At 72.0% G+C, this 19,805-nt stretch carries 17 protein-coding genes; 11 read left to right on the top strand and 6 right to left on the bottom strand.

Translation table 11 applies throughout. The annotated features are described in order from the left end of the window. The 5 genes from NRP21_RS09860 (at nt 1) to NRP21_RS09840 (ending at nt 8,421) form a co-directional block, all read left to right on the top strand. Nucleotides 1-4,086, top strand: coding sequence for an ATP-binding protein (locus NRP21_RS09860; protein ID WP_257716204.1), 4,086 nt, complete (start codon nt 1-3; stop codon nt 4,084-4,086). A gap of 190 nt (nt 4,087-4,276) precedes the next feature. Further along, complete coding sequence (locus tag NRP21_RS09855; protein WP_257716022.1) at nt 4,277-4,798, top strand: Dps family protein; 522 nt, start codon at nt 4,277-4,279, stop codon at nt 4,796-4,798. A gap of 199 nt (nt 4,799-4,997) precedes the next feature. Further along, nucleotides 4,998-5,540 (top strand): helix-turn-helix domain-containing protein, encoded by a 543-nt coding sequence (locus NRP21_RS09850; RefSeq protein WP_257716021.1) that lies wholly within the window; start codon nt 4,998-5,000, stop codon nt 5,538-5,540. Between the two features lie 27 nt (nt 5,541-5,567). Then, entirely contained in the window at nt 5,568-6,773 is a 1,206-nt protein-coding gene (locus tag NRP21_RS09845; protein WP_257716020.1) for an MFS transporter, read from the top strand. Nucleotides 6,774-6,948: 175 nt separating this feature from the next. Then, nucleotides 6,949-8,421, top strand: coding sequence for a sensor histidine kinase (locus NRP21_RS09840; protein ID WP_257716019.1), 1,473 nt, complete (start codon nt 6,949-6,951; stop codon nt 8,419-8,421). A 229-nt stretch (nt 8,422-8,650) separates the two neighbouring features. On the opposite strand, the gene NRP21_RS09835 is transcribed toward NRP21_RS09840, so the two are convergent. Further along, nucleotides 8,651-8,806 (bottom strand): hypothetical protein, encoded by a 156-nt coding sequence (locus tag NRP21_RS09835; protein WP_257716018.1) that lies wholly within the window; start codon nt 8,804-8,806, stop codon nt 8,651-8,653. A 126-nt stretch (nt 8,807-8,932) separates the two neighbouring features. On the opposite strand from NRP21_RS09835, the gene NRP21_RS09830 reads away from it, so the two are divergent. From NRP21_RS09830 to NRP21_RS09820, 3 genes are read left to right on the top strand one after another with little or no spacing between them, the layout of a single operon-like run. Further along, a complete protein-coding gene (locus NRP21_RS09830) occupies nt 8,933-9,274 on the top strand; it encodes a PepSY domain-containing protein (protein ID WP_257716017.1) in 342 nt (113 codons plus the stop codon). After that, a complete protein-coding gene (locus NRP21_RS09825; protein WP_257716016.1) occupies nt 9,274-9,939 on the top strand; it encodes a response regulator transcription factor in 666 nt (221 codons plus the stop codon). The genes NRP21_RS09830 and NRP21_RS09825 overlap by 1 nt, the downstream gene beginning before the upstream one ends. Beyond that, nucleotides 9,940-11,298 (top strand): sensor histidine kinase, encoded by a 1,359-nt coding sequence (locus tag NRP21_RS09820; protein ID WP_257716015.1) that lies wholly within the window; start codon nt 9,940-9,942, stop codon nt 11,296-11,298. It begins immediately after the preceding gene. 240 nt (nt 11,299-11,538) lie between these two features. On the opposite strand, the gene NRP21_RS09815 is transcribed toward NRP21_RS09820, so the two are convergent. After that, nucleotides 11,539-12,807 carry an ABC transporter substrate-binding protein gene (locus NRP21_RS09815; protein WP_257716014.1) on the bottom strand — a complete coding sequence of 423 codons (1,269 nt, stop codon included), beginning with the start codon at nt 12,805-12,807 and terminating at the stop codon, nt 11,539-11,541. A 318-nt stretch (nt 12,808-13,125) separates the two neighbouring features. Then, nucleotides 13,126-14,031, bottom strand: coding sequence for an SDR family oxidoreductase (locus tag NRP21_RS09810; RefSeq protein WP_257716013.1), 906 nt, complete (start codon nt 14,029-14,031; stop codon nt 13,126-13,128). Nucleotides 14,032-14,229: 198 nt separating this feature from the next. On the opposite strand from NRP21_RS09810, the gene NRP21_RS09805 reads away from it, so the two are divergent. The 3 genes from NRP21_RS09805 (at nt 14,230) to NRP21_RS09795 (ending at nt 17,034) form a co-directional block, all read left to right on the top strand. Further along, entirely contained in the window at nt 14,230-15,411 is a 1,182-nt protein-coding gene (locus tag NRP21_RS09805; protein WP_257716012.1) for an MFS transporter, read from the top strand. A gap of 162 nt (nt 15,412-15,573) precedes the next feature. Next, nucleotides 15,574-15,915 (top strand): hypothetical protein, encoded by a 342-nt coding sequence (locus NRP21_RS09800; RefSeq protein ID WP_257716011.1) that lies wholly within the window; start codon nt 15,574-15,576, stop codon nt 15,913-15,915. A 63-nt stretch (nt 15,916-15,978) separates the two neighbouring features. Beyond that, the gene (locus NRP21_RS09795; protein ID WP_257716010.1) at nt 15,979-17,034 is read left to right on the top strand and encodes an LLM class flavin-dependent oxidoreductase; all 1,056 of its coding nucleotides are present in this window, start codon (nt 15,979-15,981) and stop codon (nt 17,032-17,034) included. 13 nt (nt 17,035-17,047) lie between these two features. Here NRP21_RS09795 and NRP21_RS09790 read toward each other — a convergent pair whose 3' ends face one another. The 3 genes from NRP21_RS09790 to NRP21_RS09780 are packed head-to-tail and all read right to left on the bottom strand — an operon-like array spanning nt 17,048 to nt 19,769. Beyond that, nucleotides 17,048-18,001: a sterol desaturase family protein gene (locus tag NRP21_RS09790; protein WP_257716009.1), complete on the bottom strand. Its 954-nt coding sequence runs from the start codon at nt 17,999-18,001 to the stop codon at nt 17,048-17,050. Beyond that, entirely contained in the window at nt 18,001-18,774 is a 774-nt protein-coding gene (locus tag NRP21_RS09785) for a polysaccharide deacetylase family protein (protein WP_257716008.1), read from the bottom strand. The genes NRP21_RS09790 and NRP21_RS09785 overlap by 1 nt, the downstream gene beginning before the upstream one ends. A gap of 2 nt (nt 18,775-18,776) precedes the next feature. Next, entirely contained in the window at nt 18,777-19,769 is a 993-nt protein-coding gene (locus NRP21_RS09780) for a YncE family protein (protein WP_257716007.1), read from the bottom strand. Nucleotides 19,770-19,805: the final 36 nt, after the last annotated feature.

Below are 19,805 nucleotides of genomic sequence, written 5' to 3'. Positions count from 1 at the left end.
ATGGACCTGCTGCCCACCGCAACGGAAGCATCGCCGGACGAGCAGTGGCTGGCCGCACTGGTGATGGAGCCGGTCGTGGCGGATGGATGGGTGGAGACGTTCCGCGCGCTCTCCCCCGCCAGCGACGGGACATGGCTGGTCTCGCGGGCCGCGATGCCGGAGGAGCCGGGCGCCTCGGCCCGGCTGCGCCGGGGCTTCGCGATGCGCGATGCGCTCTCCGCGGACTGGGCCGTGCTGCCGCTGCACCTCGTCCCGACCCTCGATGGACCGGTGCTGATCTCGCGCGACGACGGTGGCGGGCCGTTGCCGGACGCCGGGAGGCGCGACATCGCCGGCTTTCTCCGCTTCGCGGCCGGCGCCGCCTGGGCCCTGGGCCGGGCGCACGCCCTGGGGATGCTTCATCGCGACATCACGCCGGCCAGCCTGTTCGAAGGCGCGGACGGCACGGTCCGGCTGGCGGGCTTCGGGCTCGCGATGCGCGGGAGCGAGGCGATCGCTGCGGAGGATGGCGGCCTCGGCGATCCTGCCTTCACTCCACCCGAGCGCGCGCGGCGGACCCATCCCGTGAGCGACACCCGGGGTGACCTCTACGCCCTCGGCATGGCGCTCTACCGGGTTCTAGCCGGTCGCCTGCCCTTCGAGGCGGCGGACGCGCTCGGCTGGATTCACGCCCACGCCGCCCGCCGGCCGCCGCCGCCGAGCCGCTTCCGTGCGGAGGTGCCGGCGATGCTGGACGCCATCCTGCTGAAGCTCATCGAGAAGGAGCCCGCGCAGCGCTACCGCTCGGCCGCAGCGCTTGAGCGCGATCTGCTGCGCTGCCTGTCAGCATGGGAGCGCGGGCGATGCATCCCGCCCTTCGATCTGGATGGGGCAGCGGGCGAAGGCCCCGTCCCGGGCGCGCCCGGCGCAATGGCCGAGCCGATGGCCCTGTTGCCCGAGGAGGCCACCGTTCGGCCTCGAGCGGAGCGCCTGATCCTGGAGGGCCGTTTCCCCGAGGCCGCCGCGGAGATCGCGCGCCTCCGGCGGGAGGCTGCGGACCTGGCCGGGAGCCTGGCGGCGCTCCGGCTCGACATCCGGCTGCGAAGCCTGCGCTCGGACTTCGCCGGCGCGATCCAGGTGGGGGCGGAGGCGCTGCCGCTCCTGGGCATCAAGTTGCCGGCCTCTCCCGGCACGGCCGAGACGGAGGACGCCTATCGCCGCCTGCGGGCCGCGATGGGCACGCACGGCCCCGCCGCGCTGCCCGGGCTGGAACCCATGGCCGACCCGCTCCTGCGGGAGGGGATGGAGCTGCTCGCCAGCCTCGTGGCCCCCGCCAACTTCGTCGATGACGCGCTGATGTTCGTGCTGCTCTGCGAACAGGTGCGGCTCACCGTCCTGCACGGGATCGCACCGGCTTCGGCGCTGGGCGTGGCCTGGTTCGGCGTTGCCCTCGCCCATCGCTTCGGCGAGTACGGACGCGGGCTGGAGTTCTCCGAGGCGGGCGTTCGCATCGCCGAGGCCCATGGCAGCGCGGAGACGCGAAGCGCCTCCCTCGTCGCGCTGGATCAGGTGAGCGCGTGGAGCCGCCCCTTCGACTTCGCCCTGGGATGCGCCCGCGCCGCGCTGGCCGAGAGCCAGGGCGCCGGCGACGTGGCCATGGCCTGCTACGCCTGCAACCACATCGTCTCCGACCTGATCGTCATGGGCGTCCCTCTCCCTCGGGTGGAGGAGGAGATCAATCGCGGGCTCGCCTTCGCGCGCGGCGCGCATTTCGAGGACGTCGAGGGCATTCTCGGTGTTCAGCAGGCTTTCTTGCACGCGCTCCGGGATACAGGCGCCCTCCCCGCGCAGCCGCCCCGCACGGCGATGACGCCGCTGCTCTGCTGGTACTGGATGTTCCGCGGCATCGTCGCCTACACGGAGGACGACGCGGATGAGGCGGAGAGGTGCCTCGGCCAAGCCAGCGCGCTCGCCTGGTCCACGCCGGCGCATGTCCACGTCATGTGCATCCACCTTTTCTCCGGCCTGCTGCGCGCGGCACGGGGGGATCGGGCGGGCCTCGCACCGCATCTTGCCCTGCTGCGTGGATGGGCAGGGCTGAATGCCGGGAACTTCCGGGACAAGGCGCTCCTGCTGGAGGCGGAGGCGGCACGCCTGGACGGGCATACGCTGCGGGCCCTCTCCCTCTACGAGGAGGCCATCGCGGCTGCCACGGCCGGGGACCGCCCGCAGGTGCGCGCGATCGCGCATGAGCGGGCCGCCGCCTGCTACGCCGCCCACAGTCTGGAGGGCGCGGCACGGCACCACCTGCGCGGCGCGCACGCCCAGTACGAGGCCTGGGGCGCCACGCGGCGGGCCGCGAAGCTCTCGGCACGCCACTCCTTCCTGCCCACGGCCAAGCGGGCGGCCGCCGCCCGGCGCGAGGGCCCGTTCCTCCCCCAAAGCCATGACGGGCTCGACCTCGGCGCGGCCCTGGCGGCCGTGCAGAGCCTGTCGGGCGAGATCGACACCGACCTCCTCGTCCAGCGGCTGCTCGGCCAGGCCATGACCGTGGCTGGCGCGAGCCGCGCCGCGCTGATCCTGACAGGCGGGGGGCGCACCGTCCTGGAGGCGCTCGGCACCCTTGAGGATGGCCCGCAGGCGGGCGGCCCGCCGGGTGCGGGCCGGATCGCCGTGCATTTCGCCCGCGCCGCGCCTTCCCCGCGGGACCTGCCGCTCTCGGTTCTCTACGAGGTCATCCAGCGCCGCCTGCCTGCCTCGATCCCCGATCTGCGGGAGCCGCACGAGCATGGGTTCGACGGCTACTTCGCCATCCGGCCCGCCCGCTCCCTCCTCACCTTGCCGCTGATCAAGCAGGGCACGCTCATCGGCGTGCTGCACCTGGAGAACGAGGTCGCCGCCCATGCGTTCGACAGCTCCCGGCAGGTGCTGCTCGAGATCATCGCCAGCCAGGCGGCAATCTCGCTGGAGAATGCACGCCTCTACTCCGCGCTGCGGGCGAGCGAGGCCTCCCTCGCCCTCGGCCAGCGCATCAGCCGTTCCGGCAGCTATCGCTGGAACCGGGTGACGGACGAGCAGGCCTGGTCGGAGGGGCTGTACCCGATCTGGGGCGCCGACCCGGCGGGCGGCCCGCTGCCGGTCGCGGCCATGCGGGCGCGGACCCATCCCGAGGACCGGCCACGCATCGATGCCCTGCTCGCGCATCGCTGGGGCGGGGAGGTGTCCGGTCCGCACGCCTTCCGCATCCTCGATCCGGCTGGACCGGAAGGCGCGGTTCGGCACGTCGAGCTGCTGCTCGGGCCGGCCGAGCCGGAGGTGTTCGTCGGCGTCCTCACGGACGTGACGGAGCGCCGCGTGACGGAAGCGGCGCTCCGCCGGGCGCGGACGGAGCTGGCCCAGGCGGCGCAGGCGGCCACCATGGGGGAGCTCGCCGCGTCGATCGCGCACGAGATCAACCAGCCTCTCTCGACCATCGTCGCGCAGGCGGGTGCCGCCGGGCGGTGGCTCAATCGGCCCGTTCCCGAAATTGGGGAGGCCCTGGCCGGTCTGGCCGACATCGTACGGGACGGGCAGCGGGCCAGCGACATCGTCCGGTCCCTCCGTGCCCTGGCGCGCCAGACGCCGCCCGAGCGACGCGAGGTCCCTCTCGATGCGATGGTGCGGAAGGTGGCTGGCCTCGTCTCGGCCGAAGTCGAGCTCAAGGGCGCGGTGGTCGAGCAGGTCCTGGCCGCGCCAAACGCCGCCGTTCTCGCCGACCCTGTCCAGCTGGAACAGGTCTTCCTCAACCTCATCTTCAATGCTTCCGAGTCGATGGAGGCGGTCCCGGGCCGTCGGCGCCAGGTCGTCATCGCGTCCAGCCACGATGTGGCGGCGGGGATGGTCGAGGTCACGGTGGAGGATAGCGGGCCCGGAATCAAAGCGGCGAACCTCGCCAGGATCTTCGACCCCTTCTTCACGACGAAGCCCACCGGCCTCGGCATGGGGCTCTCCATATGCCGCTCCATCATGGAAGCGCATGGTGGGTGGCTGGAATGCATCGCCACCGGGCCGCAGGGAAGCCGCTTTGTCGTCAGGCTGCCCGCCCGGCCGGGCGTTGCCGGCGCCTAGCGCAACGATCGGGGTTCGCGGGGATCGAGGGACCGGCAGGCCGGCGCGGAGCCGCCTCGATCTGGCGGACCAGGCGCGCGGCCGCCGCACGATCGTTCCATTCCGGTCGCGCCGGGACAAGATCGGGGCGCTCCCTTGCCCCAATCTGCCAATCCCCGGCCGGCGAAGGCCAGCCACGAGGATTGACGCCATGACCGAAAGCCCACTGCAGACCCGGCGCCTGGCCGCGCTGCTCACGCCCACAGGTCTCTCGGCAGAGGCGGTCCGCGACATCCCGGCCGGTTTGACGGCGCTGCTGGCGGATGTGCTCGCGCTGTACCTGAAGACGAAGAACTTCCACTGGCACGCATCCGGCCCGCATTTCCGCGACTATCACCTCATGTTCGACGAGCAGGCGGGCGAGCTGCTGGCGATGGTGGACCCGATCGCCGAGCGCGCGCGGAAGCTGGGCGGCGCCACCATCCGCTCTATCGGCCATGTCGCGCGGGTGCAGCGCGTGCTGGACAATGATGCGGATTTCGTAGCCCCGCAGGACATGCTGGCCGAACTGCGCGAGGACAACGGCGCCCTGGTGGCCCGTATGCGCGCGCTGCGGTCGATGTGCGACGAGCACGGCGACGTCGCCACGGCCAGCCTTCTCGAGAACTGGATCGACGAGGCCGAGGGTCGCGTCTGGTTCCTGTTCGAAACCGGTCGGCGTGGGAACGGCTGAGCAGGACAGGTCCCGCGGGAAGCTGCCCGGCCGGGGCCCGCACCGGAGTCGCCGCCCTATCTAGGTCTGTTGGCCCTATACTGAAGTATGGCTTCCGCGGCCCCAAGAGCTTACCGGGGTGGACAAGTGCCAGGTGGAGATCGTCACGGCGCTCATCCACTGTCCCGTCAGCGAACATGACGGACAGCGGAGCAGGGCGATGATCTCCAGCCATATTGCCACTCGGGCCAGTGGTCATGAGGAGGTCTGCCGCAGCGGAAACGTGGGCCCGGTCCATCGGCTGCTGCAGGACGCGCTCGACCTGCTCGACCGCGACCGCGGGGCCGCCGTCGTCACCCTGGCCCGTGCCTCCCGCCTGCTGGATACGAGAGGGACAGACCGGCCCGTGATCCCGGGCGGGCTGGCGCACTGGCAGGTTATCCGCGTGTCGCGCTACGTCGAAGCCAATCTCGGCTCCCAGCTCCTGCAGAAGCACCTTGCCGCCGAGGTGCGGTTGAGCTGCGGCCACTTCGCGCGTTCCTTCAAGCAGAGCTTCGGCCAGTCTCCGCATAGCTTCGTGATGGAGCGCCGCATCGAGCGGGCGAAGGTCCTGATGCTAGAAACCCGGGCGTCCCTCTGCGACATCGCCCTGTCCTGTGGCCTGGCCGACCAGGCCCATTTCTCCCGCGTGTTCCGCCGCCTCACGGGCAGCACGCCTCTTGCTTGGCGCCGGCAGCACCAGGGCGCGCCCTCCCGCCAGTAGCCGCCGAAGTAGAACGGGAACACGATCATGGCGACCGGCATCCAGGATGCTCTGCCCCAAGCCTCCGCCGGGATGCTGACACGGGGAGTGACCTTCGCCATGGCCGCCGCGGCGGGCATCGCGGTCGCGAACATCTACTACAACCAGCCGATGCTCGGGATCATCGAGGCTGATTTCGCCGGCTCTGCCAGCACCGCCCTCATCCCCACGGCCACGCAGCTCGGCTACGCAGCAAGCCTCTTCCTGCTGCTCCCCCTCGGCGACCTGCTGGACCAGAAGCGCCTGATCATCGCGCAGTTCGGCGTGCTCGCGGCCGCGCTGGCGCTGGCGGCGCTGGCGCCGAGCGCGCCGGTCTTGGTGCTCGCCTCCCTTGCCGTGGGCCTCTGCGCAACAGTGGCGCAGCAGATCGTCCCCTTCGCCGCCCATCTCGCCGCGCCGGAACGCCGCGGCGCGACCGTGGGGGTGATCACCGGCGGCGTGCTGACGGGGATCCTGCTCAGCCGGACCCTGGGCGGCTTCGTCTCGGCCCATGCTGGTTGGCGCGCCATGTTCTGGCTCGCCGTACCCATGGCTCTGGCGGCGGCGGCGCTGATGGCGGCTACCCTTCCGCGCCGCCCTGCCGCTGCAACGATCGGGTATGGCGCGGCGCTGCGCTCGCTGCTCGGCCTCTGGCGCACACATCGCGCGCTGCGGAGGGCGACCCTGATGCAGGCGGCACTTTTCGCGTCCTTCTCGACCTTCTGGACGATCCTGGCACTCCGGCTGGAGCAGCCCTCGTTCCAGCTGGGGGCGGAGGTGGCGGGCCTTTTCGGCATCGTCGGCGCGGTCGGTGTCGCGGCCGCCCCGCTGGCGGGGAAGCTGGCCGACCATCGCGGCCCGCGGCTTGTCATCGGCCTCGGGGCCGTCCTCACCTTGGCGGCCTGGGCCATATTTGCCGCCTGGCCGGGGATCGCCGGGCTGGTGCTGGGGGTGGTGATCCTCGACTTCGGCGTCCAGGGCTCCCTCGTCTCCAACCAGCACGTCATCTACGCGCTGCAGCCCGACGCGCGGAGCCGCATCAACACGGTCTTCATGACCGGCATGTTCCTGGGCGGCGCAGCGGGATCCGCGGGCGCGATGGCGGCGTGGCGGGTCGGCGGATGGGGCGCGGTCTGCGCCTTCGGTGCGCTCCTGGCGGCGCTTGCCATTGTGCTCGAGCTCACGGCCGACCGCGCACGGACGAGAGTTCCTTGACGCCCTCGGCGGTGCCCATGGCCAGAAGCTGCCGCCTCGGGGCCGATCCCGGCTAGCGCCCGCGCCGAAGGTGATCGCCCGGACGGCGCCTTGTGGCCCCCCTCCCCGGCTGGCACTTTCCCCGCGCACAGGGGATGGCGATGCAAGGGCAGGACATTGGCTGGGGCGAACGGCGATGACGAAAGTCTTCTCGCTCTGGCCAGCCCCATCGGTGCAAGAGCCGCCGCCAGGACATGCCGGCCCCCTGCCGCGCTGGGCGCACCGGGCGCGTCGCGCGGGATGGCCGAGTTCCCTGCCCTCTCATGTCGCGCTGGCGGTGATCCCGATCCTGCTCGCCCTGCTCGCGGGCGCGGCGGCCGCGATCGCAGTCGTGCACGGCGGTGTCTGGGCGGGCCTGGTCGCGGCGCTTCTCGGCGGTGGCACCCTCCTGGCAGGTGTCAAGCTCTGCGCGCGGTTGCAGGAGGCCAGGACGGGCTACGAGGCGCTGTTCGAGCGCAGCGGCGTGTCCCTCTGGCGCGAGGACTGGTTCCCCGTGGCGGAGGCGATCCTGGCCCTGCGGCGGGCCGGCATTCACGACATGCAGGCCTACTTCACAACCCATCCGGACCGCGCGCGACAGCTTCGCCGGCAGGTACGGATCAAGGACGTGAACCGCTTCACCGTGACGATGATGGGCGCGCCGGGGAAGGAAGCCTTCATCGGCCCGCTCGACCGCATCCTCCCGAACACGGACCAGACCTTCCTGCAGTGGCTGGTCGCCATCTCCGCCGGGGAGAGGCTCTACCGCTCGGAGGCACACATCACCCGCCCTGACGGTAGCGAGCTTGAATGTCTCTTCGCAGCGGACCTGCCGGACACGCTGGAGGGCTTCCGGGACATCGTCGTCACCGCCGTGGATATCACGGCCTACAAGGCGGTGCAGTCCCGCCTGCTCCAGGCCGAAGCCGAGATCGCGCGCGCCGCCCGCGTCACGACCGCCGGCACGCTCACCGCGACGATTGCGCATGAGGTGAACTCGCCTCTCGCGGCCATCGTCGGCCACGCCGAGGCATGCCGGCGTTGGCTGGCGCGAGCCGAGCCGGACCTTGCCGAGGCGCGGCACGCCCTGGAGCATGTCGTACGCGATTCCATCCGGGCGCGGGATGTGGTGACGCGCCTTCGCTCCTTCATCGGGAACGCCGCCCGGCGAAGCGAGGCCGTCGATCTCGTCCAGGTCACGCGCGAGGCCATCCTTCTGATCGAGCGGGAGCTCCGGGCCAGCGGCGCCTCCGTCCACTTCGATGCCGGAGGTGGCCTGCCGCTCGTGACCGCCGATCCCGTGCAAATCCAGCAGGTCGTCGTGAACCTGATGCTGAACGGCGCCCAGGCCATGATCGGGCAGCCCGGACCGCACGACCTGACGGTGCGGCTTTCCCGGAGTGACGAGGGCGTGCAGGTGGAGGTGCGGGATGGCGGCCCGGGCATCGACGCGAGCCACCTTCCCCGCGTTTTCGAGCCGTTCTACTCGACCAAGCCCGACGGAATGGGGATGGGCCTCGCGATCTGCCGGAATTGCGTGGAGGCACATGGCGGGCGCCTCTGGGCGGAGAACGCCTCGCCCAGGGGGGCAGTGTTCCGCTTCGTCCTGCCGACCGTGGAGCAGCAATGACGGTGGCATGCCGGCCTTCTCGTACCTGACCGCGAGCACGATCCTGCCCTGGGTATGCATCGTGGCACCCGGGCCCCTCGATGGCTTCGCGACGGCTTGTCGCTTGGCGGATTGCAGCCGGTGCGGGCCGCGGCGCCCGGATGCCGGCCACCGAGCGAGCGCGACAGGTCGGCCGCCACGGCGAGCAGCATCGGGCCGTCCCGTTCCGCAGCCTCAAGGGTAAGCCTGGTTACCGGCCCGCCAGGAAGCCGATGATCCTGTTGCCCGGCCTCGCACCCTCCCCGTTCAGGGCCGATGGATCCTCGGCGAAAGCCATCCCGACCGGGACGAGGCCGCAGAGGGAGATGAGCAGGGACAGGATCGTCAGGTCGTTGATGCCGGGCATTCGCGTCCGCTCCGTGTCTGGTTGCCGTCTCCGGCGACGGGGCGGTGTTTCGCGCGTCCAGCCTGAACCTTCCCTGAGCAGGCTGTTCAGGTGACGTTCAGCTTGGCGTGCTAACCCACGGGGACCATGACGCGCCGGCTCCTCCTTCAGACCATCGCAGCCGCCCTCGCCCTGCCCGCCCTGGCCGGAACGGCGCTGGCCCGCGACGACGACGACGATGATGACGACCACGACCGTGCCCGCGCCGCGCTGGCGGCCGGCGAGATCCGCCCCCTCACGGAGATCCTGGCCGGGGTGGAGCGGCGCTATGTCGGCCGGGTGATCGAGACCGACCTCGACCGCGACGACGGCAGGTGGATCTACGAGTTCAAGCTGCTGCCCCCCACCGGCCGGATGTTCGAGCTGAGGGTGGACGCGGCGAACGGCAACGTGCTGCGGACCAAAGGCCCCGTCCAGGAGCGCCGCTGATGCGCGTGCTGGTGGTGGAGGACAGCGAGGCCCTGGCCGGCCAGCTCCGCGCCGCGCTGGCCGAGGCGGGCTTCGCCGTAGACCATGCGCCCGACGGGGAGGAAGCCCTCTTCCTCGGCGGGAGCGAGCCCTACGACGCCGTGGTGCTGGACCTTGGCCTGCCGCGCCTGGACGGGTTGACGGTGCTGCGCCGCTGGCGCGCCGCCGGGCGCACGATGCCCGTCCTGGTGCTGACCGCGCGCGACGCCTGGACGGAGAAGGTGGAAGGGCTGAACGCCGGTGCGGACGACTACCTGGCCAAGCCCTTCATCATGGCGGAGCTGGTGGCACGGCTGGGCGCGCTGATCCGCCGCGCCCACGGCCTGGCGCGCCCGGAGATCCGGCTCGGCGACCTGCGGATCGACACCACGGCCAGGACCGTGACCTGGAAGGGCGCGCCGGTTCGGCTGACCGCGCTGGAATACGGCCTGCTCGCCTATCTCGCCCACCACCCCGGCCGCCCCGTCTCCAAGACGGAGCTGACGGAGCACCTCTACGCACAGGACTTCGACCGGGACAGCAACACGCTGGAGGTGATGGTCGGCCGCCTGCGTCGCAAGCTGGCCGAAGGCGTGATCGAGACGGTGCGCGGCCAGGGCTACCGCATGGCGGCGGGCAGCGGCTGAGTGCGCTCCCTCACCCTTCGGCTCGCGCTGCTCACCGCCCTCTGGGTGGCCGCCGGGCTCGCCGTCACCGGCTGGTTCGTCTCCGACATCGCCATGCGGCAGATCGAGGCCGCGGCGGATGCCCGCATCTCCGACCTGCTGGACGCGGTGGTGGCCGCGGCGGCCACCGACGACGCCGGCCGGCCGCGGCTGGAGCGCTTCCGGGCAAGCGCCGAGTTCGACCGCCCGCTTTCCGGCCAGTACTGGCGCATCACCGGCCCGGGCGGCACCGCCTCCTCCCGCTCGCTCTGGGATGCCGATCTGCCGCCGCCCGGCCCGCCGGACCTCTCGGCCACCCGCGCCCTCGACGTGCCCGGCCCGCGGGGCGAGCACATGCGGCTGCTGGAGCGGAGCGTGGAGCTGCCCGGCTCGCCCGGCCCGCTGACGGTGCAGGTCGCGGTGGCGCGGGACGCGACCGACGCCGATTTGGCGCGGCTGCATCGCGGCATCGGTCTCGCCTTCGCCGTGCTCGGCCTCGGGCTGGTCGCCGGCGTCGTGGCGCAGGTGGTCTGGCAGCTGGCCCCGCTGCGCGCCGTGCGCCGCGCCCTGGCCGAGGTGCGGGCCGGCACGCGCGACCGGCTCGCCGTCCCGGCCCCGGCAGAGGTGGCGCCGCTGGTGGAGGAGGTGGACGCCCTCATCGCGCAGAACCAGGAGACGCTCGAGCGAGCGCGCGCCCATGTCGGCAACCTTGCCCACGCGCTGAAGACGCCTGTCGCCGTGATCCTCAACGCGCTCGACCGGCCGGCCCCGAACCCGGAGGCCGCGCTGGCACAGGCCCGTGCGCTGGAAGGCATCGTGCAGCACCATCTGGCCCGCGCACGCTCCGCCGCGCTCTCCGGCGCGCAGAGCCTGGCCGCCCACGCCGCGCCGCTCGCCGTGGCAAAGGAGGTGGCGGGGGCGCTGCGGCGGCTGCAGGCCGATCGCGGCCTGAGCATCGCCGTCTCCGGCGATGCCGGGCTCCGCGTGGGGGCTGACCGCCAGGACCTAATCGAGATCATCGGCAACGTGATGGAGAACGCCTGCAAGTGGGCGCAGGCCCGGATCTCGGTGGAGATCCGGGCGGCCGGGCGCGACGCTGCCATCCTGGTCGAGGATGACGGGCCCGGCCTGCCCGCGGATGGCGTGGCCGAGGCGATCGCGCGCGGCGTCCGCCTGGACGAGACGGCCCCGGGCTCGGGGCTCGGCCTCGCCATCGTGGCCGACCTGGCCGGGCTGCATGGCGGCCGTCTGATCCTCGGCCGCAGCGAGCGATTCGGCGGAACGCTGGCCCGCCTTGAACTGCCCCTGGCACCGGGCAGGGGCAGTCCAGGCGGGCGCTGAAGCGCGGCGTTGACGGCGGTGCGGGTCCAGCTGCGCCGGGCCTGGGGTGCCGACGCGGCACCGGGCCGCGCGGCCCGCGTCATCCGGCACGGTTCTCCCGAGCGGCACGACCCGCGCTCCGGATCCTTGCACCTGCAGGAAGGTTTGTGACAGCGAAGAACGGATCCCGCCATGAAGGCGGGCGTCGCCCCAGCTGCGACGACCGGCGCGGCGGCGCGAGCCGCCCCGCCGGCCCGATGCCTAGTTCGTCACCAGCGAGCAGCCGCCCTCAGCCAGGGGCCGGAAGGCCTGCTCCGCCGGCGTGGTGCCGACGAGCTTGAGAAGATCCCAGGGCCCCGTGCTCTCGGACGGCTTCTTCGCCTCGAAGAGATACATGGGGTGGATCTTGCGCCCGTCCGCGCGCACGCTCCCTCGCCCGAAGCAGTCGTCATCCGTCGGCATGGCCTTCATGGCGGCGACCACAGCGCGTCCGTCCGCCTTGGCGCGCGCCACGCCCAGGTCCGACACCGCCTTCAGGTAGTGCAGCGTCGAGGAGTAGGCGGCGGCATGGTCCATGTTGGGCATGCCGCCATTCGTCAGGCGCGGCTTCAGCCGCTCCGTGAAGGCGCGGGTCCGGTCGTTCAGGTCCCAGTAGAAGCTCTCGCTGATCGTCAGCCCCTGCGCCACGTCCAGGCCCAGCGCCTTGATGTCCTGAATGAAGGCGACGAGCGCCGCCGGGCGAATGCCGGCGCGCGTCAGCCCGAACTCGGCCGCCTGCTTCACACAGTTCAGCGTGTCCGCACCCGCATTGGCGAAAGCGACGACGTTCGCCCGCCGTGCGCGTGCCTGGACGAGGTAGGAGGAGAAGTCGGTGGTGCCCGGGAAGGGATGGACCGCCGAGCCCACCACCTGCCCGCCGCCGGCTTCCACGATGCGCGTGGCATCCGCCTGCATGGCCTTGCCGAAGGCGTAGTCGGCCGTGACGAAGAACCAGCGGTTGCCGCCGGTGCTCAGCAGCGATCGCGCGGCGGAGTTGGCGTTGGACCAGGTGTCGTAGGGCCAGTGGATCGTGTTGGCGTTGCAGGACCTGCCCGTGAGGTCCGAGGAGGCGGCGCCGGTGTTGAGCGGGACCTTGTTCCGCTCCGTCACGAGGCCGCCCGCGGCGAGCCCGATCGCGGAGTTGCCGACGTCCAGGATCATGTCCACGTCGCCGCGGTCGAACCACTCCCGGATGATGCCGATGCCGACATCCGGGCGGTGCTGGTGGTCGGCGAGCAGCACCTCGACCCGCATGCCCTTCTCGGCCGCGCCGAAGTCGGCGATCGCCTGGCGCGCGCAGATGGCGCCCGTCTCCCCCGTGATGTCCTTGTAGGGGCCGGACAGGTCGGTGAGGAATCCGATGCGGATGGTCGGCTGCTGCGACTGGGCGCGCGCGCGCCGGGCCCAGCCCGCACCGGCCAGCAGCGATCCCGTACCGAGTCCAGCGCCCAGGACAGCGCGCCGGCCAGGGCCATGACTCCCGTGTGTCATTCTTGGTGTCCTCCAATCGCAGTTCTTGTTGTTCCCGGCCGCATCGCAGGGGCACCGGGGCGGAGGGAGGCACCGGGCCCCTCTCCCTCCACGATGCCCGCTGTCCCGGGCGGCCCGGTTCCGGGCCGACGCAGCGTGTCGGAGGATCAGCGATTGGTGTAGCCCCCGTCTACCACGGGGGCGCGAAGGCGGGGTTTTCCCCGTCAGCGGCGGCGCACTCCGGGCCGGCCGGCCGGCACGCAGAGCGCGGTTCCATCGGAGCCACGCCGTGCTGCCTCGGAGTGTCCGCCGGTGCCGGCCCGGCGGACACCGGACTGTTCAGAACGGCGTCATGCCGCCTGTTGCGCTGATGCACTCGCCCGTCATGTAGCTGGCCTCCTGCGAGGCGAGCAGGACGTAGGCCGCCGCCAGCTCGGCCGGCTGGCCGGGGCGGCCGAAAACGGTCTCGCCGCCAAACTTCTCGACCTTTTCCTGCGGTTGCCCGCCGGAGGGCTGCAGCGGCGTCCAGAACGGGCCCGGCGCAACAGCGTTCACGCGGATGCCCTTCTCCATCACCTGCTTTGCCAGCGCCTTGGTGAAGTTCAGGATCGCGGCCTTGGTGGGTGCATAGTCCAGCAGCGCGGGAGAGGGCTGCATGGCCTGGATGGAACTGGTGTTGATGATGGCCGAGCCCGGCTTCATGTGCGGCAGCGCAGCTTTGGTGATCCAGAACATCGCGTAGACGTTCGTCTTGAAGGTCGCGTCGAACTGCTCGGTCGTCAGCTCCGCGATGGAGTCCACGGCCGTTTGCTTGCCCGCGTTGTTCACGAGGATATCGAGCCCGCCGAGCTGGGCCACGGCGTCCGACACCAGCTTCCCGCAGAAGGCTTCGTCAGAGACGTCGCCGGGCAGCAGCACGGCCTTGCGGCCCGCCGCCTCGATCAGCTTCGCCACGGCGCGCGCATCTGTCTCCTCGGCCGGCAGATAGGCGATGGCGACATCCGCGCCCTCCCGTGCGAAGGCGATGGCGGCCGCGCGGCCGATGCCGGAATCACCGCCCGTCACCAGCGCTTTGCGGCCGGGAAGGCGCCCAGCGCCTCGATAGCTCTCCTCGCCGTGGTCGGCGGGCGGGTCCATCCGCCGCTCCTCGCCCGGGGCGTTCTGCGGCTGCCGGGGAAAGGGCGGGCGGGGGTGCTGGGAACGCGGGTCGCGCATGGCGTGGGGGTTGCCGCCTTCGCTGCTCATCCGGTGATGCTCCTGTACCTGGGCCGGGGCGGGGCCGCGCGCGCCCGGGCCGCCCCCGGCCGGAAGGAACGGCCCGGGCGACCGGGCGTTGCCCTGGACATCCGGACGTCATGGCTCCCCATCCCACTTCGCCCGGAGGCAGAACCGGACCGGGCCCCAGGTCGCCACCCCCATCCCGGGCTGGTAGAGGTTCCGGCGATGGTTGCAGACCTCTTACGCCGCCGCGGGTTGGTCACCACCGCGCTGGGGATCACGCAGACCCTGGCATGGGGGTCCACCTACTACCTCCCAGCCGTCTTCGCGGATCCGGTCTGCGAGGCGTTGGGCATGCCGCGAACCCTGTTCTTCGGGATCTTCTCCGGAGCGCTGCTGCTCTCCGGGCTGGTTGGCCCGGCCGCCGGGCGGCTGATCGATGCCTATGGCGGCCGGGACGTGCTCGCGGCCTCCAACCTCGTCTTCGCGGCCGGTCTGGCGCTGCTGTCGCTGGCGACCGGGCCGGTTACTCTGGCCCTGGGCTGGGCGGCACTCGGCATCGGCATGGGGTTCGGGCTCTACGAGGCCGCCTTCGCCACCGTCACCGGCCTCTACGGGCGTGAGGCGCGCAACGCCATCACCGGCATCACCCTCTTCGCCGGCTTCGCCAGCACCGTGGGATGGCCAGCCAGCGCCTTCATGATCGAGGCCCTGGGCTGGCGCGGCGCCCTGCTTGCCTGGGCCGCCCTGCACCTGGTGCTGGCCCTGCCGATGAACCGCCTTCTCGTGCCCAAAGCCCCGCCACCCGCGCCTGCGGCGGCCCCGGCCGGCACCGCGCCCGGCGGCGTGCCCTGGACCATGGTGGTCCTCGCCGCCGTCTTCGCCGCGACCGCCTTCGTCTCCACCGCCATGGCCGCGCACATGCCGCGCATCATCGAGGCCCTCGGGGCGACCCCGGCCGCCGCCGTCCTCGCCGCCTCGCTGATCGGCCCGGCGCAGGTGGCGGCCCGCGTGGCGGAGTTCGCGCTGCTGCGGCGGGCATCGCCCCTCGTCACGGCCGGGCTCGCTGCCGGCTTGCACCCGGTCGGCGCGGCGCTGCTGGCGGTCCTCGGCCCGGTCGCGGCACTGCCCTTCGCGCTGCTGCACGGCGCGGGCAACGGGCTGCTGACCATCGCGCGGGGGACGCTGCCGCTCGCCCTCTTCGGGCCAGTGGGCTACGGCCTGCGGACGGGGCTGCTGGCGGCCCCCACGCGCCTGCTGCAGGGCGGGGCGCCGCTGCTTTTCGCGCTGGTGCTGGACACGACCGGGCCGCGCGCCGCGCTCCTGCTCTCCGGCACCCTCACGGCGCTGTCCTTCCTCGCGTTGCTGCTCCTGTCACGCCGGAGGAGCAGCCCGGGCGCGTCCTGACCGCGCCCGCACGATGGATCCCGGCGCTTCGGAGCGGCGCCAGAAGAACGCCACGCACGTCAGCCGGTGCAACCGGGGTGCGGACATCCCCGTCCAGGCCATCAGCATTCGGTTTACCGAATCGGTCGAAGATCGCCGCATTCCCCTGCTCGCGGCGGCTCCATGGAAATCAGCTACGATCCGGATGGTCGATCCTATGTCTCGCGGTACGAGGTGGGCGATCTCGTTCGCCTCCGCACCTCAGAACGGGGCGAGATGGCCATGGGCCGGGTCGGGGACTGGGGCATGGTCGTCTCCGTCCAGCCCGGGTTGAGCGAGAGCTTCGACGTGCTTCTCGCCGGCTACTCGGAGAGCCGCACCTCCAGCCTCAAGCGGCTGACGGGCCTAACCCGCCGTGTCGTCGTGCCCTGCGACCGCACCGGCGTGCCGATCCCCTTGCCGGAGCGCAGCGGCCTGCGCGCGTTGGATGCCGGCATGACGCGGAAGGTGGGCCGCGCGCGTTAGCCCCCCCCCGCCCGCCCTGGCATCGTTTCTGCTACATCCCGGCCCGGCAACCGGAGACCGCGCATGGATATCGCCCTCTTCAACCTCATGTCCCAGAACCGTCCGGACGAGACGCCGGGCGAGATCCTCGGCATGACGGTGGAGAAGGTGCGGCTGGCGGAGGCGCTGGGATTCGACGGCGCCTGGTTCGCCGAGCACCACTTCACCAGCCACTCCGTCTGCCCCTCCCCGCTGATGATGGTGGCCCACGCGGCCGCCGTGACCACACGCCTGCGCCTGGGCCCGGCCGTGGTCGTGCTGCCCCTCCACCATCCCCTGCGCGTCGTGCAGGAGGTCGGGATGCTCCAGGCCCTCACCGGCAACCGGCTGATGCTCGGCCTCGGCACCGGCCACCAGCCGCACGAGTTCCGCACCTACGGAATCCCCATGGCCGAGCGCACGGCCATGCTGGAGGAGGGCTGGGACATCATCGCCGGGGGCCTCACCACGGGGCGCGTCGGCTACCAGGGCCGGCACTTCTCCGTACCGGACGCGCCGATCGCCGCCTTTCCCGGTGCCGTGCCGCCCCTCTTCCTCGCGGGCGGGGAACCGCGGCTTCTCCAGCGCGCGGCCCGCTCCGGCGGCTCGCTCTTCATCAGCCAGGGCCATCGCCGGGCCGCCGCCGCCCTGCCGATGCGCGAGAAGCTGCTCGCCGCCCTCCGCGCCGGGGGGCTGCCCGAATCCGCCCTGAAGCTCGCCATCCAGCGCTACGTCTTCGTGACCGACGATCCCGCCGAGCGGCGCCAGGCCGCGGAGGGCATGCTGCGCTTCGTCCGCACCACCCTCTCCCTGCGGGAGGAGGCGCCGCAGCGCGACGGGGCCTTCATGCGCTCCATCCCGTTCGAGGGCGAGCCGAGCATCGAGTGGCTGCTGGAGAACGCGCCGATCGGCCCGGCGGACCGCGTGGCGGAGTTGCTGACGGAGGACTTCCACGCCCTCTCGCCGAGCCACTGGAGCCTCTACATGGGCTTCACCGGCCTGCCCGCGCCGCGCGTCCTCGCCGCGCTGGAGGCCTTCGGGACGAAGGTGCTGCCGGAACTGCGGCGGCTGAGCCCGGAGCCGGTGCGGATGGCCTCCTGAAGGGGGCTCCGGCCTACCCCGCCCGCGCGCCGCGGATCGCGGAGAGGAACCGCCGGGTCCCGTCCACCTGCTGGCGCCACCAGCCGCCCTGCACGAGGCTCGGCGGCGCCTCCGGGTCGCCCGTCCGCGGGAAGATGTCGCGCCGGAAATCGCCCGTGCGGAAGATCATGTCCCAGACCGGGAAGAGCACCGCGAAGTTCCGCCCCTCCTCCCCGGCCGAGAGGATGCCGTGGTGGAAGCGATGGAAGCGCGGGGAAACCAGCAGCCGCTCCCCCACCGCCCCGAAGGAGAGGCGGACATTCGCGTGGGACAGGCTCTCCGCCACGCGCATGATGAGGACGATCAGCGGGAACTGCCCGGGCGGCACGCCGATCAGCAGCGCGATGCCGCCAACCCAGAGAGCCGCGATCATGTCGTCGATCAGGTGGTTCCGGTCATCCGTCCAGAAGGTCATCTTCTCCTGGGCGTGATGGATGGAATGCAGCGCCCACCACCAGGGGATGGTGTGCTGCAGCCGGTGCCGCCAGTACTCGCCAAAGTCGATGATGAGGATATAGAGGGCGAAGGCCAGCAGCGGCCGCGTGTCCAGGCCGGGGATCAGCGTCTCCAGCGTTGGCGGCACCCAGCCCATGTCGGTCAGCCAGCCATCGAATTGTGCCTGAACACCCGCCAGCAGCACGAAGGCGATCAGCGGCAGCACGCCGAGGCGGGCCAGCAGCGTGTAGGTCACGTCCGTCCAGACCACGCGCCGGTCGTCCCACCGCTCCACCGGGCGCCAGGCCTCCAGCGGGCGGCAGATGGCAACGACGACGAGCACCTGGATCACGCCGAGGACGAAGAAGTCCATCCAGGCGAAGGCGTCCTCCTCCCACTCCATCATCCCGAAGGCGTAGAGCAGGGGTTGCACCCCGTTCTGGAACAGGAAACTGGTGAAGGCGTCGTAGCCGCGGGAGATCGCGTCCAGCATCAGCGCCGCCCCTCCGCGGGAAGGGTCTCGAAGCAGAAGCCTCGCGCCTGCAAGCCGGCGATCAGCGGCTCCAGGATGCCGGCGAAGGGCTCGCGCCGGCTGCGGACGCCCCAGTGCATGATCAGCACCTCGCCGTCGCGGATATTGGCGAGGTTGCGGTTCAGCAGCGCGGAATTGGGGTGGGCGGCGGCGTCCAGCTCGTCGCCCAGGAAACCGTTGGCGGTCCAGCCCTGGTGCGTCAGCCCGCAGTTGCGGGCCATAGCCACCGCGTTCGGCGTGGTGCGGCCGCCCGGCGCGCGCCAGAGCGGCAGGATCCTGGCCTCCGGCACCATGGCCTTCAGCGCCTGGACCGGCCGCTCGAGCTCGGCACACAGCGCCGCCCCGTCCAGCACTTCCGCCCCCTCCCCCGCGCGGCGGGAGGCGTAGCGGACGCGCCCGGCCCCGGGATCGCCCGAGAAGTACCAGTGCCGCCATGTGTGGCTGGCGAAGACGTGCCCCTCGGCCGCCCGCGCCCGCCAGAACTCCGCCCAGGCAGGGGAGAGCGTCCGGTCGCCCCGGAAGCTCGGCTCGTCCGCGACGAAGAGGGTGGCGCGCACGTTGCGGCGCCGCAGGACCGCGGCGATCTCCTCGGCTTCCCGGGACCAACCCGTGTCGATGGTCAGGTAGAGCGTGCCCCGGCAGGCCGGGCCCTGCGCCAGGGCGGGGGTGGCGGCCAGCGCCGTCAGCCCGCCCAGGAAGGCCCGCCGCAGCCCCGAACGCCAGCCCGCGGCCACGGCTACTGCGCCACCGGCGTGGCCGGCGCCTCGTTTCGGGCCTGCACGAGGTCCTTGGCTCGGAAGAAGATGCCGTGCGGCGAGCGGCCCACGGGCGAGGTGGTCAGCTGCCCCGTCTCCGGGTCCAGCAGGCCGAGCTGCCGGTTCCATCTCAGCGTGGTCCACAGCCGCCCGTGCTCGTCGAAGGAGATGCAGTCCGGCCCACCCGGCACGTCGTAGGTCCGCATCACGTCCAGCGTCACCGGGTCCAGCGCCGTAATGCGGCTGTCCACGCGGCTGGTCGCGTAGATCGGCCCGCCGCCCGGCGAGGGGAACAGCGCGTGCGCCCCGCGGCCGACCTTGATCTGCCGCTCCACCTTCCGCGCCTCGGGGTCCACCACGGCCACGTAGTCCGCGCCCATGACGCCGACCAGCAGCTTGCCGTTGTGCCAGATGATCCCGGCCGGTTCCCGCCCCACCTGCAAGGTCCAGACAACCTGCCGGGTTTCCAGGTCGATGGCCGCGATGGCGCGGCTGCCCTGGACGGTGACGTAGGTCATCTTGCTGTCGGGCCGGTAGGCGATGTGGCTGGGCATGTCGCCGGGCTTCACGCGGCCGAGCAACGTCAGGCCCATCGTCGGCCCGTCCCAGGCGTAGATGTCCACCTGGTCCCGACGCAGCCCGGTGACGACGAGGGTCTTCCCGTCCGGGCTGAACTCCAGGTTGTAGGGGTTTGCGATCCGCTCCCGCTTCTTCACCTCTCCGGTGACGGGGTCGAGGAAGAGGATCTCGTTCCCCCCGGAATCGCCGACCAGCAGAACGTCCTTCGCCGGGGAGATGGTGAGGTGGTGCGGCTCCCGCAGCACGGGGATGCGGCGGATCTCCTCCCGCGTCTCGGAATTCACCACCTGGATGTCGGGGTCCATGGAGTTCACCACGAACACCACCTCCGCCCTGGCGGCCCCGGGAAGGAAGCTTGCCGCGACGAGGGGCAGCGCGAGGGCGAGGCGACGCATGCGGGCGGCTCCGGTCGTGGGTCGGGCGGCGCGGCC

Source organism: Roseomonas populi, from assembly GCF_024594815.1.
GTDB lineage: Bacteria > Pseudomonadota > Alphaproteobacteria > Acetobacterales > Acetobacteraceae > Roseomonas > Roseomonas populi.
Note: the sequence above shows the minus strand (reverse complement) of the source record. Positions and strands in the feature narration are given on the sequence as shown.